This window comes from Falsiruegeria mediterranea M17 (assembly GCF_900302455.1).
Taxonomy (GTDB): Bacteria; Pseudomonadota; Alphaproteobacteria; order Rhodobacterales; family Rhodobacteraceae; genus Falsiruegeria; species Falsiruegeria mediterranea.
In genome coordinates this window covers 94,109-109,288 of the sequence record NZ_ONZG01000004.1, presented here as the reverse complement: position 1 = coordinate 109,288, position 15,180 = coordinate 94,109, and the positions used below count along the sequence as shown (strand labels likewise).

Genomic DNA, 15,180 nt, shown 5'->3' with positions numbered 1-15,180 from the left:
CCCGCGTGCCTTCATTCTCGAGCACACTTGAACAAGCCATTCACGCAGCCCTGGCGGCGGCAAACGAACGGCGTCACGAATTTGCCACGCTGGAGCATCTGCTTCTGGCGCTTCTGGACGAGCCTGATGCAGTGCGCGTCATGAAGGCCTGTAGCGTGGACTTAAGCGAGCTTCGCGGCACCCTGGTCGAGTTCATCGACGAGGATTTGTCGAACCTTGTCACGGACATAGACGGATCCGAGGCGGTTCCGACGGCCGCCTTCCAGCGTGTGATCCAGCGCGCTGCGATCCATGTACAGTCATCTGGCCGCACCGAGGTGACCGGCGCCAACGTGCTTGTCGCGATCTTTGCCGAACGCGAAAGCAACGCCGCCTATTTCCTGCAAGAGCAGGACATGACCCGCTATGACGCGGTGAATTTCATCGCCCATGGTGTCGCCAAGGACCCCGAATTCGGCGAAAGCCGCCCTGTCTCCGGTGCCACCGACGCCGAAGAAGAGGTGCACACCGCCACGACCGAGGGCGAGCAAAAAGAAAGCGCGCTGGCCAAATACTGTGTCGACCTGAATGCCAAATCGCGCGAAGGCGACATTGACCCGCTGATCGGCCGCGATTCCGAGGTCGAGCGCTGTATTCAGGTGCTGTGCCGCCGCCGCAAGAACAATCCACTGTTGGTGGGGGATCCAGGCGTGGGTAAAACGGCGATCGCCGAGGGTCTGGCCCGCAAGATCGTCAACGGCAACACGCCCGAGGTTCTGTCGAACACAACAATCTATTCGCTCGACATGGGTGCACTGCTGGCCGGTACGCGATATCGCGGTGACTTTGAGGAGCGTCTGAAAGCGGTTGTGACCGAGCTTGAAGATCACCCCGACGCCGTGCTGTTCATCGACGAGATCCACACTGTCATCGGCGCGGGTGCCACCTCGGGTGGTGCCATGGATGCCTCGAACCTGCTGAAACCTGCCTTGCAGGGCGGCAAGTTGCGCACCATGGGGTCGACCACCTACAAGGAATTCCGCCAGCATTTCGAAAAGGACCGCGCGCTGAGCCGCCGGTTCCAGAAAATCGACGTGAACGAACCCACGGTTGAAGACAGCGTGAAAATCCTGAAGGGTCTGAAGCCCTACTTCGAAGAGCACCACGACATCAAGTACACCGCGGATGCGATCAAGACCGCGGTTGAACTGTCGGCACGCTACATCAACGACCGCAAACTGCCCGACAAGGCCATCGACGTCATTGACGAGGCCGGAGCCGCGCAGCATCTGGTGGCCGAAAGCAAGCGTCGCAAGACGATCGGCGTGAAAGAGATCGAGGCCGTTGTGGCCAAGATCGCCCGCATTCCGCCCAAGAACGTCACCAAGGACGACGCCGAGGTGCTCAAGGATCTTGAGGCCAGCCTGAAACGTGTGGTGTTTGGTCAGGACAACGCCATCGAGGCCCTGTCGAGCGCCATCAAACTGGCCCGTGCCGGTCTGCGAGAGCCTGAAAAGCCCATCGGCAACTACCTGTTTGCCGGCCCAACAGGCGTCGGCAAGACCGAGGTCGCCAAGCAATTGGCCGATACGCTGGGTGTGGAGTTGCTGCGCTTTGACATGTCGGAATACATGGAGAAGCACGCGGTGTCCCGTCTGATCGGTGCCCCTCCGGGCTATGTCGGGTTCGACCAGGGTGGCATGCTGACCGACGGCGTCGACCAGCATCCACACTGTGTGTTGCTACTGGACGAGATCGAAAAGGCGCACCCGGATGTGTTCAACATCTTGCTCCAGGTTATGGACCACGGCGAGTTGACCGATCACAACGGTCGGACGGTGAATTTCCGCAACGTGGTGCTGATCATGACGTCGAACGCGGGCGCGCAGGAACAAGCCAAGGCCGCCATCGGCTTTGCCCGTGATCGCCGCGAGGGTGAAGATACCGCCGCCATCGAGCGGACATTCACGCCCGAATTCCGCAACCGTCTGGATGCCGTGATCTCCTTTGCGCCGCTGCCGAAAGAAGTCATCTTGCAGGTGGTCGAAAAGTTCGTGTTGCAGCTTGAAGCGCAGTTGATGGACCGCAACGTGTCCATTGAGCTGACGCGCCCCGCAGCCGCATGGCTTGCTGACAAAGGGTATGACGACAAAATGGGCGCCCGCCCGCTTGGTCGTGTGATCCAGGAACACATCAAGAAGCCGCTCGCCGAGGAGTTGCTGTTTGGCAAACTGGCCAAGGGTGGCGTCGTTCGTGTCGGCGTCAAGGATGGTGAGCTGGATCTGCAGATCGACGGTCCTGACAAGCCGCGCATTTCGGGTGACAAGCCTCCGCTTTTGACCGCAGACTAATGCGTGCGGCGCTGATCGCACTTATCTCGCTCGCCGCATTCCCTGCGGCGAGCGAACCTGTTTTGACCCTGCCCGTTGATTGTATCCTTGGTGAAACCTGCCACATCCAGCAATATGTCGACCGCGACGCCGGGGATGGCTATCGCGATTATCAATGCGGTAACCTGGCCTATGACGGTCACAAGGGCACCGATTTCTCTCTTCCCACCCTGCAAGCGATGCGGGATGGCGTGAATGTCATTGCCGCCGCGCCCGGTGTGGTGCGCGGCGTACGTGATGGGATGGATGATCGGCTCTACACCATCGACAATGCCAAGGACGTCAAGGGCAAGGAATGCGGCAATGGCGTTGTCGTGCGGCACGACGATGGTTGGGAAACGCAGTATTGCCATATGAAAAAGGGCTCGGTCCGGGTGCGCACCGGATACAAGGTCAAGCGCGGCACGGTGCTGGGTGAGATCGGCCTGAGCGGCAAAACCCAATTCCCTCACCTGCATTTGTCCGTGCGCCACAATGGTAGTGTTGTTGATCCATTCAACACAGGCGATGTGGCCGCTTGCAATGTCGAGGGCGGCAACCTTTGGCGCTCTGTCCCCGAATACCTCCCCGGCGCCCTGATCGAAGCCGGGTTCGCCGACCGTGTGCCGGACTATGAAGAGGTTCACACAGGCGACGCAAAACAAACCCAGATGTCACCAAAATCGGGTGCGTTGGTTCTGTATGGGTTCGCCTATGGCGGTCGCAAAGGCGACGTTGTCCGGATCGAAATCCACGGCCCTGAAGGGTTGATGGCCAGCTATGACTCGGTTCTGGAAAAGAACCTGGCCCGGTTTTTTCGCGCCTATGGCAAGCGGTTGAAAACATCACGCTGGCCAAGTGGCGAATATGATGGCATCGTGACCATGATCCGCGATGGTGAGGTGTTGAGCCGCGCCACAACCCAAGCGACGATCGACTGATCCCCCAACAACCAGACAGGTGCATCCAATGCCCAACCCCGCCTATTGCCAGGCCATGGCGCGATACAATCTTTGGCAAAACGACAATCTGATCACCGCAGCGAACACTCTGTCCGAGGCCGAGCGCCATAAAGATCGCGGCGCTTTTTTCGGTTCGATCCAACGGACGTTCTCCCACCTCGCCTGGGGCGATACGATCTGGTTCAGTCGTTTTGCGGACATCCAGCCGCCCGATCTGGCAATCGCGGATTCCGCCCAGTATCTGCCAGAGTGGGAGGCATATTGCCTCCGTCGCAAGGATCTGGACCGGCAGATCCTGGCCTGGGCCAAAGAGGTGCCGGAAGCCTGGTTCAACGGCGATCTGAGTTGGTACTCCGGGGCGATTGAACGCGATGTGACCAAACCGAAATTCCTGCTGGTGATGCAGTTCTTCAATCACCAAACCCACCACCGGGGCCAGATCCACGCCATGTTGACAGCCGCAGGTGCACGCCCAGGGGACACCGACATCCCCTTTATGCCGGAAAGCTACGCCGTACTCTGAGCGTTATTTTTCCGTCAACTTCAACTCGATGCGTCGGTTTTGTGCCCGCGCTTCGGGCGTGTCTGCAGTGTTCAACGGCTGGTATTCACCAAATCCGTTTGCCGACAGGCGATCCGGTGGGATGGCAAGAAACTCGACCATATATCGCACCACCGACAGAGCCCGGCCCTGGCTAAGCTCCCAGTTGTCAGCGTATTTACCGGTTCCAAACAGCGGCACGTTGTCGGTGTGGCCGTCCACGCGGATCACCCAATCGATTTCAGCCGGGATTTCCCTGGCAATCGACCGCAGGATGCGGGCCACCTTGGCGATCTCGAATTCACCTTCGATCGACAATTCGGCACTGCCGGGGGCAAACAGAACCTCGGACGAAAACACAAACCGGTCGCCTTCGATCCGAACGCCCTCTTGATCGCCCAACAGCCCGCGCAAGCGCCCAAAGAACTCAGAGCGGTATTGCTCCAGATCCTTGGTCTGCGCTTCGAGCGCGCGGGCCTCTTCGGCCAGTTTGGCGGCCTCGGCCTCCAACCGCTGACGCTCGGCCTCTTCCAGCAGGCGACGTTTGCGTTCTTCGGAGGCGGCACGGGCCAGGGCAGCGTTCAAATCCTGCCCCAGGGTCTGCAGCTGCACCTGTGCGGCCGCGTCCCGATCCTTGAAATCATCCAGCAACGCCTGCAACCCGCCCAATTGGGTGCGCAGGGCGGCCACCTGCTGGTTCAGCAGGGCCGTCTGGCGCTGTGCCTCAGCCGAGATCTCTTGCTCCTCGGCCAGAGTTTCGCGCGCCTTGGCCAGCAGGGCCGCGCGTTCTTCGGCCAGGCTGCGTTGTTCGGCGGCCGCTTGGCTTGCACTGTCCTGCGCGTTCAAGGCGGCAAGCAGTCGGGCCTGCAACACATCCTGATCCGAGGCGGCCGCCTGCGCGCGCTCCAGTGTTTCGAGCGCCTGCAAAAGCCGCGCTTCGACCGAGGCGCGGCTTTCCGAGGTGCTGACCACCCGCTCACGCGCCGACGCCAGGTCGGATTGGGCCTGCGCCAACTGAGTTTCCAGCCCCGCGATGCGTGTCTCGGATTCAGTACGCACCCGGGTCAACTCGTCCTGCACGGCGCGCAATGCCGTTTCGGCCTGCGCCTCGGCCTCGCTGAGTTGCGTTTCAAGACGGGCGCGGTTTGCGGCATTTTCGGCCTGCAGCCGCTCCAACTCTTCTTGGTATTGGGTCTGGGTCTGCACATTTGCCGCCCGCTGGCTGGCCAGTTCAGCCTCGAGCGCATCGCGGGTTTCGTCAGCACGTGTACGGGCCTCGGTCAACTCGGCCGTCAGCGTCGCTCGGGTTTCTGAGCTCTCAGTACGCAGACGGTTTAATTCCGCCTCAAGCGCGCTGACGCGCGCCGCGTTTTCCGACTGCGTAACCTCCATCTGGGCCAGAACACGCGTCAGGCGTTCGGCCAATTCGTCTCGTTCGCGCCCTTGGGCCTGCGCCGCTTCGATCGCCTCCAGGGCCTGCGCCAGCTCTTGCTGCAAGGCGTCCCGCGCCGCATCGGCTGCAGCCAGCAAGGTCAGGGTATCCTCGGCCTCTTGCCGCTGCTGTTCCAAGGCCAGCGTCATTGCGGTCAGTTCCGCATCGGCATTTTGCAGCCGTTCGCGCAACGCCTCGGCCGCAGCGGATTCGGCAAGCCGCGCGGCCTCTTCGTCGGTCAGTTGCTGCTCCAACGAGGTGATGCGGCCAGCGTTCTCCTCACCCTCTTTCTGCAGGTCTGCCACCAGCGCCTCAAGCGCTTCGCGCCGCGCCGCGGCCAGACGCGCGGCTTCGGTTTGGGCGTCGATCTCGCTGCGTGATTGAGCAAGCGCCAGATTCAATGCCTCTTGTTCGGTCAGCAGATCAACCCGCGCTTGATCCAGCGCATCGCGTTCTTGCTGCAAGGTCGCGATGTCCGACAAGGCCCGATCGCGATCCGCCAAAAGCGCGGCGACTTGTGCTTCAAACCCGGTGATCCGGGTTTCGGCTTCGGTCAACTCGGTGCGCTGCGCGTCCCGTTCTGCCGTGAGCGAGGCGATGATCGAGGCGCGTTCTGCAAGTTCCGCCTGCGCGGCATCCAGATTGTCCTGCGCCTGATTGAGGGTCGAATTCAACGCCCCAAGTCGGGCCTCAAGTTGGTTGCTTTCACGCTCTTCCAGCCCAAGCGCCAAGGCCAGCGCGGACACTTCGGCCGACAGGGCGTCCAGCTCGGTTTCCTGGCCTGAAATCGTCTCGCGCAGAACAAATTGCACCACCATAAAGATGGTCAGGACAAACATCAGAACCAGCAATAGGCCCGTCATTGCGTCCACAAAGCCGGGCCAAATCGACCCTTGGAACCTTTGACCCGTGCGGCGTGACAGGGCCATGGGATCAGTCCCCGCTGCCCGGTTTCGGACCCCGGCCCGCCGACATTGCAGTCACGAGCAACTCGATATCTTTGCGCAGTTCGGTCATGCTTTCCTGACGGCCGGCGGAAATCTCTTCGAGGATACGCAGCATCTGCACGTCGATCGAGCGCAAGCGCATCCGGCTTTCCGCATCGAGCCCCTCGTGTTGGCCTTGGGTGCGCATGATCTCGACCAGGGCATCCTGCCCTGCGGCCACGCGATCAAGCGCCGCGATTGTGCCTTCGGTCTGCCGATCGCGGTCGCTCATTGCGCTGATGGCGTCGACAAGATGGCCAAGACGGGCGTTCACTTCGGCTTGCGATTTGTCCGATGCTTCGAACATTGCACGCAGGCCCTCCATCTGCTCGGCCATGTGATCCATCACGTTAGTGATGGCCCCGGTGTCAACGCCACTCCCGTCACCGTCTCCGTCGCCCGAGCTAAAGCCCACGCGGGTGATGGACGACAGCCATTCCTCCAGCTCGCGGTAGAAACGGTTCTGGCCGTGGCCCGCAAAAAGTTCCAGCAGGCCCACGATCAGCGACCCGGCCAGACCCAACAGGGACGAGGCAAAGGCCACGCCCATGCCGCCCAACTGCGCCTCAAGCCCGGTCATCAGGCGATTGAAGACGGTAATTCCTTCTTCGCCCTCTTGCGGCGCAAGGCTGCGGATGGTGTCGACAACAGCCGGAACCGTTGTTGCCAGACCATAAAAGGTCCCCAGAAGGCCAAGGAAAATCAGAAGGTTGACGATATAGCGCGTAATTTCCCGCGCCTCATCAATCCGCTGCGCCACCGAATCCAGGATCGAGCGCGTGGACGACGACCCCAGCTGCATCCGAGCGCCACGCGACCGAAGCAGCGAGGCCAGTGGGGCCAGCAATTGCGGCGGTACGACATTGGCGTTGTGCTCGCCGACGGCAAAAGCTTCGATCCAGCGGACCGAGCCGATGAGCTGCAGCACTTGCCAGAAACAGGCCAGCACCCCGATGATGAAGACAAAGACGATGAACCCATTCAGATAGGGGTTCGCCTCGAACACCGGCAGAACGCGTGGCAGCGCCAGAAACGCACCCGCGCCTGACAAGCCCAGAACGATCAGCATGGTGACGATCTGTTGGATCGGTTGCGAGAATTGTGGTCTCGTCTCTAGTTCTTGTTGCGCCATGCGCGGTCTTCCTGACATGGGTTGTCTGCTCTGGCCTGAACCTAGCGAAGAATTGACCGCTGCGCCAAGGATTTATGCCGAAAGCACACGCACGCGGTCGGACAGCCAATCCAGATCTGGGTCGCTCAGGCCGATTTCGGTCAGATGTTGGGCAGTGTTGTAAAGATATTCGGTGTTTGGCCCGCGGCCCCCTACAGCCTGCGCGATGATCTGAGCTTGCCGCTCCAACTCCATTCCGCCGCAATACTGCACGTGGTCCGGGTCAATGACATAGGTGACGGCATTCACGACACTGCCGTCGTCCAGCTCTACATCCAGCATCCGCTCCAGATAGGCCGACGACACCAACTCGCGTTCGCGCAGCTCGGCAAGGGTCTTGTCCTCGTGGCCCGGCTCCACCGCCAGCGCCAACCCCTGGCAATGCGCATCCATCACTTCGTCCAGCGCCAGCACAAGGCCAGGCTTGTCCTCGGTGCCGCGATGGTGGATCGAGCTCATGCAAAACGAGCGTGCATATCCATGCAGTGTCGCCAGTTTGCTGTGCGCCACGGGAAAGCCCGGGTTCCACAAAAGCGATCCGTATCCGAATACCCACATCGTCATGGTGCTGGTCCTTGCCTGTTTCGGCCTATAAACATCAAAACACGAGCAGGAAAAAGGGGCCTTTGCACATGTTGCGGCTGATACGGGTTGTCATTGTTCTGGGTTTGCTGTGGTCAGCCTATTGGTACATCGCGGGGTTTGGCCTGCGGTCCGGCATCGAAGGGTGGTTTATCACGCAAAGCGAACGCGGCTGGCAGGCGGATTATGCCACGATCGAAACCTCGGGCTATCCCACGCGGCACCGCACGATGCTGACCAGTCCTGCCCTGGCCGACCCTGCCACCGGCACCGCCTGGCAAGGCGATTGGTTGGAACTGGACAGTCCCGCAATCTGGCCGGGGCGTCAAACGCTGAGGTTTGCTGCAACGCCGCAACGCCTGTCCTATTTCGACCGCACGCTAGTGATCGAAGCGCAGGACATGCAGGCGGATTTTCATCTGCATCCTGGTATTGCTTTGGCATTGGATCGTTTGGCGTTGACTGCGGGCGCATGGTCGATCTCTGGCCCCAAGGGGCCGGTCGCCAATGCCGATGATCTGACCTTGTCGATGGTGCAAACCGAGCAGGCGGAAACCTATGAGATCACGATCAATGCCGCGGATTTCACACCGGGCGAGGAAATTCGCCGCATCCTGGCAAGCTCGACCGTGTTGCCGCGCAGCTTTGATGCACTGAAACTGGATACCGCCATTCAGTTCGACAAACAGTGGGACCGCAGCGCGCTCGAGGAAAAGCGCCCACAGCCGGTGGCGATTGATCTGAAACTGGCGGAACTGCATTGGGGTGAGCTGCGCCTGTTTGCGGCAGGCAAGCTGGATGTGGATGCGCAGGGCATTCCAACCGGTGAAATCGCACTCAAGGCTGAAAACTGGCGCGAGATGCTGGCCATGGCCGAAGCCGCAGGCGCAATCCCACGACAAGCGGTTGATCCGGCCGAACGTGTTCTGAACATGTTGGCCAGCCTGGGTGGCAATCCAAGTGCGCTGGATGTGCAGTTGAATTTTCGGGACGGTTTTGTTGCGCTAGGTCCATTGCCCATCGGTCCAGCCCCGCGGCTGATCCTGCGTTAGCGGCAATACTTCCCGCTACGATGTTTGGCGGTGTCGAAATGGAAATGATCCTGATGATATCGATCGGCATCTGGCCCCAGAACCGTACCAAAGGGTCCGCATGCCCCTTTCCACACCCGTCGCAACAACTTGCGGGATGAGCCGCGTTTCCACCCGTCAAGCACGGTAATTTCTTCGCCGTCTTTCATCCGGAACGCGGAAATGTCGATCGCCCGCCCCTTGCCATGTTCCGAGATTTTGGCACCGGGCCGATTGTTGCGGGTCCGGCAGGCATAATGCGCGGCAACTTTCAATTCGACAACCGGACCACGACGTCGGAACGTCGGGATCACGCTACGCTCGACCCATGTGTTCAGGCTGCGTGCCGTGTCACAGGTCATCAGCGATGCCCGGCTCAACCGCACCCCGGAAACCGAGGTCACCCGAACGGCATCGTCAATGCCGCAGCCTCGGATCTTACCCGGAACGTCCCCAGCGGCCTGCCCCTGGATTTCGATGTTGCCGCAAACCGATCCCTTGCGTTTTTTGCGCCGCTTGAAAAACGCCTCTTCCTCGACTGCCTTGGGTCGCATGTAGGGCCGCAACGAGACGTCGGGGCCCAATGACGGCAAATCCGCCGGGCGGGCCGCAACCTGCACAAGTTGATCGGACACAGGGCGAGACACCGGTCGGGCCCGACTGCCGACGACAAAAGCGGCGGCCTCGGCTGCAGCAGCCTGGACCGATGCTTCCTGAACGGCGGCGGTCACGGCCACGGATTGTGGGGCCCGCGCTTGCGGCCTGAGCGATGTTTCGGGCGCTGTCGCCGCAACCGGCAGGGCGCAAAGCACCACTGCCAGAGTTGCGGGGAGAAGCGCCCGAGCCATCACTGTGCCGTTTTCCCGCGGCCAAAGTCAGGCGCGTCGGTGTCCTGCCCTGCCTCGATGATGCCCCGCCGGATCGCGCGAGTACGGGTGAAATAGTCGAACAATTGCTCCCCATCCCCCGTCCGAATGGCCCGCTGCAAGGCAAAAAGCTCTTCGGTAAAGCGTCCCAGAATTTCCAGCGTCGCGTCCTTGTTGGTCAGGAACACGTCCCGCCACATGGTCGGATCGGACGCGGCAATCCGGGTAAAGTCACGGAAACCGGCGGCCGAATACTTGATGACTTCGCTGTCTGTCACGCGCCGCAGGTCGTCAGCCACCCCCACCATCGTATAAGCAATCAGGTGCGGCGCATGGGATGTCACGGCCAGCACCAGATCATGGTGGTCAGCGTCCATCTCTTCGACATTGGCACCCATCCCCTCCCACAAGGCGCGCAAATTGGCCACGGCCTGTGGATCGCTGCCCTCGGCTGGGACCAGCAGACACCAACGGTTGTCATAAAGCTCTGCAAAGCCACTTTCGGGGCCAGAGTGCTCGGTCCCGGCCAGCGGGTGGGCTGGCACGAAATGAACACCTTCGGGGATGTGGGGGGAAACGGATTCGATGACATGTCGCTTGACCGATCCCACGTCTGATACGGTTGCACCGGGTTTCAGCACAGGTCCGATTTCTTGCGCGACTTTGCCCATGGCACCCACAGGAACGCACAAAACGACAAGGTCAGCGCCCTCAGCGGCCTCGGCCGCACTGTCGCAAATCCGATCGCACAGACCAATGCGACGCGCCGTATCACGGGTTTCAGGCGAACGCGCATATCCTGTCACCTCGCCCGCCAAGCCCGCACGCTTGATCGCCCAGAACATCGACGACGCGATCAGGCCCAGGCCGATTAGCGCGACGCGGTCGTATACCTGGTTCATTGGTGGCGCTCCTTGAAGTCCGTGATGGCCTTTGCCACGCGATGACAGGCCGTTTCATCCCCTACGGTGATCCGCAAAGCATTTGGCAGGTTGTATCCAGCCACACGCCGAACGATCAACCCCTGCTGCTGCAAATAAGCGTCACAGGCCTCGGCCTCGGCCTGATCGGCAAAGCGGGCAAGGATGAAGTTCGTGTTTGACGGATCCGACGGCACGCCAAGCTTGGCCAGTTCTTCTGCCAGCCAAGCGCCCAGGCGCGTGTTTTCCGATCGGCAGTGTTCAACATACCCCTGATCGCGCACCGCGGCCTCGGCCGCAGCCAGAGCGGTTGCAGACAGGTTGAACGGTTGGCGGACCCGGTTCAGCACATCAATGATCGCCCTTGGCGCATAACCCCAACCGACACGCATCCCCCCCAAGCCATAGATCTTGGAGAATGTGCGCGTCATGATCACATTGTCATGGGCATCTACGACCGACGCGCCGCCGTCAAAGCCATCGACGTATTCTGTATAGGCCCCATCCACCACCAGGATCACGTGCCCCGGCAAGCCAGAAGCCAGGCGCATCACCTCTGCCTCGGGGATCATGGTTGAGGTCGGATTGCCCGGATTGGTCAGGAACACCACACGCGTACGGTCGGTGCATGCCGACAGGATAGCGTCCACATCCACCATGCGATCGCGCTCGGGCACCTGCACCGGAACCGCTCCGGCGGCGCGGGCCAGGATCGGATACATGGAAAACCCGTGCTCGGTATAGATCACTTCGTCGCCGACACCGGCGTAACACTGCACGACGAACTGCAGAACCTCATCACTGCCTACACCGCAGATGATGCGATCGGGATCGAGCCCATGCTGCACACCAATGGCCGCCCGCAACGGGCCATGGTCGGTGCTGGGATATCGATGCAGATCTGCCGCACTGTCGCGCACGGCGTCAATCGCCTTTGGGCTTGGCCCGAACGGGTTCTCGTTCGAGCTGAGCTTGATGACATTCTCGACGCCTTTCACATGGGCCGCGCCCCCTTGGTACAGGGCGATGTCCATGATGCCAGGCTGCGGGGTGAGTTCGTTCATGTCAGGGCTCCCTTGGATAGCCCCGTCATATCGCTCTCACCTCCGCTAGAAAAGCGGCAAAACCGTCACGCCGCCTTGAACCGAGCCGTAGCGGGGTCGACGTTGTAGAACGGCGCATACTCTTCGGTCCGGTGGGACAGGTCGGTGACGCTGTCAATGATGAACTGAACTGTTTCTTCGCTCATCAGATAAGAAAAATTAAGACGCACCCAGCCCGGTTTCTGCAACTCTCGGCCAGCTTCCAGATCGGCATGCAGCGCCATCGACATCTCGCGGTCGATGCCGAGCAGGCGGTGTGCATAAGGCCCCGCACAGGCGCAGCCGCCGCGGGCCTGAATACCGTAGATGTCGCTCAGCATCCGGGTGAACAGCTGCTGGTGTACCGGCGCGCCAGATGTGTCCTGCACCAGAAACGAAAAGATCGGCAAGCGATGCGCAGCGTCCGTGCCCAAAAGCGTCAGATGCGGGTTGTCGGCCCAGCCGTCCAGCGCCATCTGGTTGTATTTCGCCTCGCGTACAGCGATCGCATCGGCCCCCACCGCGTCTTTGACAATAAAGGCCAACGCTGCCCGGATGTCGCCGACGACATTGGGCGTGCCCGCCTCTTCACGCACGGAAAGGTCGTCGGAATAGTCATGCCGCCAGGGCGAGACAAAGGACACCGTCCCGCCACCCGGCCAACTTGGGCAGTCGCGCTTGACCGCGCCCTTGTTCACGACCAACACGCCCGAGGCCCCCGGACCACCCGGGAACTTGTGCGGAGAGACCACGATCGCGTCCTTGCGCACAGCACCCTGCCCCATGGACATGGGCAGGTACGGTCCTCCACCGGCATAATCCCAAACCGACAGGGCGCCATAGCGTTTCAGCAACCGGGTCACAGGATCGGGATCGGTGATGATGCCGGTCACGTTCGACGCGGCCGAGAAGCTGCCGATGATCAGATCCGCAGCTGCGTGTTCGATCAATGCTGCCTCAAGCGCAGCCAGATCCGGCCCGCCGCCGTCGCCTTCGGGGATTTCGACCACCTGCGCCTTGCTTTCACGCCAGGGCAGGATGTTGGAATGATGCTCATACGGCCCGATCAATACAACCGGCCGGTCGGCCCTCTCAACTCCCATCAAGCTGACCAGCCGGTTGAGACCCGCGGTGGCACCAGACCCGGCAAAGATCACCGCGTCCTCTTCCGTGGCACCAACAAGGCGGGCAATCTCGGCGCGCGCGTCACGACGCAACCGAGTCATGTAGGATCCGCAATAGGAGGCTTCGGTGTGGCTGTTGGCATAAAACGGCAACACATGCGTGGCCACATAGTCTTCGACCTGGCGCAACGCGCGCCCCGAAGCAACGTAATCCGCATAAACAAGCGGCACGTCCCCATGCAGACCCGGGATCAGAACATTCTCTCCGATCAGCCCATCCGCGAGGGTGTTATCGTGAGTGGCGGCTTCGATGGTTTCGCGGAAATGGGTCAGGGTCATGAGGTGGGCTCCTATTACAAGGACCAATGTGATATTGTCAGCCCGAGGAAACATACTCAGATTTTGCTTGAAGCTCGGTTTTTTTGGGTCATATGATTTGAAATGCAAAAAACACTCGATCAGATTGACATCAAGCTGCTGCGCGAACTGCAAAAGGACGGCAGCCTGTCTCAACGAGAGCTGGCCGATCGCGTCGGCCTGTCGCAGAACGCCTGCTGGCGTCGCCTGAAGGCGCTGAATGACAGTGGCCTGCTGCAAGGGTCCACCGCGCGGATCGACCGGCAACAGCTGGGCCTGAACCTAGTGGTCTTTGTGATGCTGCGCACAAGGCACCATTCGGCCGAGTGGCTACAGGCCTTTCGCAGCCATGTGCTGACTATCCCCGAGGTGGTCGATTTTCACCGCATCGGGGGCGATTATGACTATCAGCTCAAAGTCGTGACCGAAGACATGGCGTCCTACGACAAGGTCTACCAACGGCTGATCGAGAAAGTCGAGCTGGACAGTGTCACGTCGTACTTCGCGATGGAGGCAATTGCGGAGGGGCGGCCTCTGCCCTTGTAGGCCTTAGGCCCCGCGGGTGCACTCTGCGCAGCGCGCAATGCCGGGGTCAGCCTCAAGGCGTAGTACAGGGATGTCTTCACCGCAATCGGTGCAATATCCGAACTCATCACACTCGATCCGGTCGAGCGCCGCTTTCAGACGCATCCGCTCCGCCTCGCGTCTGCGGGCGGTGGCCTGCGCCATGGCTTGATGTTGCAAGGCATCCATCCGGCTGAGGCGTCCGACGCTGGTCTGATCAAGCTTGACGATGGCTTGACCCTGCTTACCAGCCTCGTCGTCGGCATCCAGTGCGGCCAGTCTTTCCAGGATCAGGGAACGGAAGTGCTCGGGGTTCATGACCAAAGGGTGTCATGACGCATCCCGCAAAGGCAAGAGCACAAAAAAAGACCGCGCCAAAAGCGCGGTCTTTCTGAAATCTGTCTGTCGGCGAAGACAGTCGTTGTACGCTTGGCTCGTATCGAACGGCGCTGCCTCTCCCTTCGGTCGAACGCGCCCTTCGATGCTTTCCTGTATGAAGCGTAAACGCCTTAGTTCTTTGCGTAGAATTCGACGACCAGGTTCGGTTCCATCAGAACCGGGTACGGCACGTCGCCCAGACCGGGGGTGCGCACGAAGGTGGCGGTCATCTTCGAGTGGTCGGCTTCGATGTAGTCCGGAACGTCACGCTCGGCCAGGCCTGCTGCTTCCATCACAAAAGCCAACTGCTTGGATTTGTCACGCACTTCGATCACGTCGCCTTCTTTGACGCGGTACGAGGGGATGTTGACCTTTTTGCCGTTCACCTTGACGTGGCCGTGGTTCACGAACTGACGTGCGGCGAAAACGGTTGCAACGAACTTGGCGCGGTAAACAACCGCGTCCAGGCGGCGCTCCAGCAGACCGATGAGGTTTTCACCGGTGTCGCCGTTCACACGAACAGCTTCGGCATAGATGCGGCGGAACTGCTTTTCGGTCAGGTCGCCGTAGTAGCCTTTGAGCTTCTGCTTGGCGCGCAGCTGGATACCGAAGTCGGACAGTTTGCCCTTGCGGCGCTGACCGTGCTGGCCGGGGCCATATTCGCGACGGTTAACTGGGGACTTCGGACGGCCCCAGATGTTTTCGCCCATGCGGCGGTCGATTTTGTACTTGGCAGACGTGCGTTTGGTCACGGCTGATCTCCTTCGTTAGGGTCGCGGCCCGGATGGGCTGCTATG

14 protein-coding genes are annotated in these 15,180 nt (G+C 60.8%); 5 read left to right on the top strand and 9 right to left on the bottom strand.

The window, feature by feature from the left end:
• Positions 1-5 precede the first annotated feature (5 nt).
• Genes clpA through TRM7615_RS08985 form a run of 3 tightly spaced genes read left to right on the top strand, consistent with a single transcriptional unit; the run spans position 6 to position 3,833 of the window.
• Positions 6-2,330, top strand: coding sequence for an ATP-dependent Clp protease ATP-binding subunit ClpA (gene clpA, locus TRM7615_RS08995; RefSeq protein ID WP_108786648.1), 2,325 nt, complete (start codon positions 6-8; stop codon positions 2,328-2,330).
• Entirely contained in the window at positions 2,330-3,289 is a 960-nt protein-coding gene (locus tag TRM7615_RS08990; RefSeq protein ID WP_108786646.1) for a M23 family metallopeptidase, read from the top strand. The genes clpA and TRM7615_RS08990 overlap by 1 nt, the downstream gene beginning before the upstream one ends.
• A gap of 28 nt (positions 3,290-3,317) precedes the next feature.
• Entirely contained in the window at positions 3,318-3,833 is a 516-nt protein-coding gene (locus TRM7615_RS08985; RefSeq protein ID WP_108786644.1) for a DinB family protein, read from the top strand.
• A gap of 3 nt (positions 3,834-3,836) precedes the next feature.
• Here TRM7615_RS08985 and TRM7615_RS08980 read toward each other — a convergent pair whose 3' ends face one another.
• From TRM7615_RS08980 to TRM7615_RS08970, 3 genes are all read right to left on the bottom strand, one after another.
• Entirely contained in the window at positions 3,837-6,212 is a 2,376-nt protein-coding gene (locus tag TRM7615_RS08980; protein ID WP_108786642.1) for a peptidoglycan -binding protein, read from the bottom strand.
• Between the two features lie 4 nt (positions 6,213-6,216).
• Complete coding sequence (locus TRM7615_RS08975; RefSeq protein ID WP_108786640.1) at positions 6,217-7,401, bottom strand: biopolymer transporter ExbB; 1,185 nt, start codon at positions 7,399-7,401, stop codon at positions 6,217-6,219.
• Positions 7,402-7,473: 72 nt separating this feature from the next.
• Complete coding sequence (locus TRM7615_RS08970) at positions 7,474-8,004, bottom strand: gamma-glutamylcyclotransferase (RefSeq protein WP_108786638.1); 531 nt, start codon at positions 8,002-8,004, stop codon at positions 7,474-7,476.
• Positions 8,005-8,072: 68 nt separating this feature from the next.
• On the opposite strand from TRM7615_RS08970, the gene TRM7615_RS08965 reads away from it, so the two are divergent.
• Positions 8,073-9,074, top strand: a complete 1,002-nt coding sequence (locus tag TRM7615_RS08965) for a DUF2125 domain-containing protein (RefSeq protein WP_181893014.1) — start codon at positions 8,073-8,075, stop codon at positions 9,072-9,074.
• Here the strand turns inward: TRM7615_RS08965 and TRM7615_RS08960 are convergent.
• The 4 genes from TRM7615_RS08960 to TRM7615_RS08945 form a co-directional block, all read right to left on the bottom strand.
• Positions 9,071-9,940 (bottom strand): extensin-like domain-containing protein, encoded by an 870-nt coding sequence (locus TRM7615_RS08960; RefSeq protein ID WP_108786636.1) that lies wholly within the window; start codon positions 9,938-9,940, stop codon positions 9,071-9,073. The two genes, TRM7615_RS08965 and TRM7615_RS08960, sit on opposite strands and share 4 nt — an antisense overlap.
• On the bottom strand, positions 9,940-10,860 hold the full coding sequence (locus tag TRM7615_RS08955; protein WP_108786634.1) for a prephenate/arogenate dehydrogenase family protein: 921 nt from the start codon (positions 10,858-10,860) through the stop codon (positions 9,940-9,942). Before TRM7615_RS08955 ends, TRM7615_RS08960 begins: the two co-directional genes overlap by 1 nt.
• Positions 10,857-11,942, bottom strand: coding sequence for a histidinol-phosphate transaminase (gene hisC, locus TRM7615_RS08950; RefSeq protein WP_108786632.1), 1,086 nt, complete (start codon positions 11,940-11,942; stop codon positions 10,857-10,859). Before hisC ends, TRM7615_RS08955 begins: the two co-directional genes overlap by 4 nt.
• Positions 11,943-12,007: 65 nt before the next feature.
• Positions 12,008-13,423: an aminotransferase class V-fold PLP-dependent enzyme gene (locus tag TRM7615_RS08945; RefSeq protein ID WP_108786630.1), complete on the bottom strand. Its 1,416-nt coding sequence runs from the start codon at positions 13,421-13,423 to the stop codon at positions 12,008-12,010.
• Between the two features lie 102 nt (positions 13,424-13,525).
• On the opposite strand from TRM7615_RS08945, the gene TRM7615_RS08940 reads away from it, so the two are divergent.
• Entirely contained in the window at positions 13,526-13,987 is a 462-nt protein-coding gene (locus TRM7615_RS08940) for an Lrp/AsnC family transcriptional regulator (protein WP_108786628.1), read from the top strand.
• Between the two features lie 3 nt (positions 13,988-13,990).
• On the opposite strand, the gene TRM7615_RS08935 is transcribed toward TRM7615_RS08940, so the two are convergent.
• Positions 13,991-14,323, bottom strand: a complete 333-nt coding sequence (locus TRM7615_RS08935; protein ID WP_108786627.1) for a TraR/DksA family transcriptional regulator — start codon at positions 14,321-14,323, stop codon at positions 13,991-13,993.
• A 191-nt stretch (positions 14,324-14,514) separates the two neighbouring features.
• Entirely contained in the window at positions 14,515-15,135 is a 621-nt protein-coding gene (gene rpsD / locus TRM7615_RS08930) for a 30S ribosomal protein S4 (protein ID WP_108786625.1), read from the bottom strand.
• Positions 15,136-15,180 lie beyond the last annotated feature (45 nt).

Coding starts and splice junctions, on each gene's coding strand:
- TRM7615_RS08990 (WP_108786646.1), top strand. CDS start 2,330: ATGCGTGCGGCGCTGATCGCACTTATCTCGCTCGCCGCATTCCCTGCG.
- TRM7615_RS08985 (WP_108786644.1), top strand. CDS start 3,318: ATGCCCAACCCCGCCTATTGCCAGGCCATGGCGCGATACAATCTTTGG.
- TRM7615_RS08980 (WP_108786642.1), bottom strand. CDS start 6,212: ATGGCCCTGTCACGCCGCACGGGTCAAAGGTTCCAAGGGTCGATTTGG.
- TRM7615_RS08975 (WP_108786640.1), bottom strand. CDS start 7,401: ATGGCGCAACAAGAACTAGAGACGAGACCACAATTCTCGCAACCGATC.
- TRM7615_RS08970 (WP_108786638.1), bottom strand. CDS start 8,004: ATGACGATGTGGGTATTCGGATACGGATCGCTTTTGTGGAACCCGGGC.
- TRM7615_RS08965 (WP_181893014.1), top strand. CDS start 8,073: ATGTTGCGGCTGATACGGGTTGTCATTGTTCTGGGTTTGCTGTGGTCA.
- TRM7615_RS08960 (WP_108786636.1), bottom strand. CDS start 9,940: ATGGCTCGGGCGCTTCTCCCCGCAACTCTGGCAGTGGTGCTTTGCGCC.
- TRM7615_RS08955 (WP_108786634.1), bottom strand. CDS start 10,860: ATGAACCAGGTATACGACCGCGTCGCGCTAATCGGCCTGGGCCTGATC.
- hisC (WP_108786632.1), bottom strand. CDS start 11,942: ATGAACGAACTCACCCCGCAGCCTGGCATCATGGACATCGCCCTGTAC.
- TRM7615_RS08945 (WP_108786630.1), bottom strand. CDS start 13,423: ATGACCCTGACCCATTTCCGCGAAACCATCGAAGCCGCCACTCACGAT.
- TRM7615_RS08940 (WP_108786628.1), top strand. CDS start 13,526: ATGCAAAAAACACTCGATCAGATTGACATCAAGCTGCTGCGCGAACTG.
- TRM7615_RS08935 (WP_108786627.1), bottom strand. CDS start 14,323: ATGAACCCCGAGCACTTCCGTTCCCTGATCCTGGAAAGACTGGCCGCA.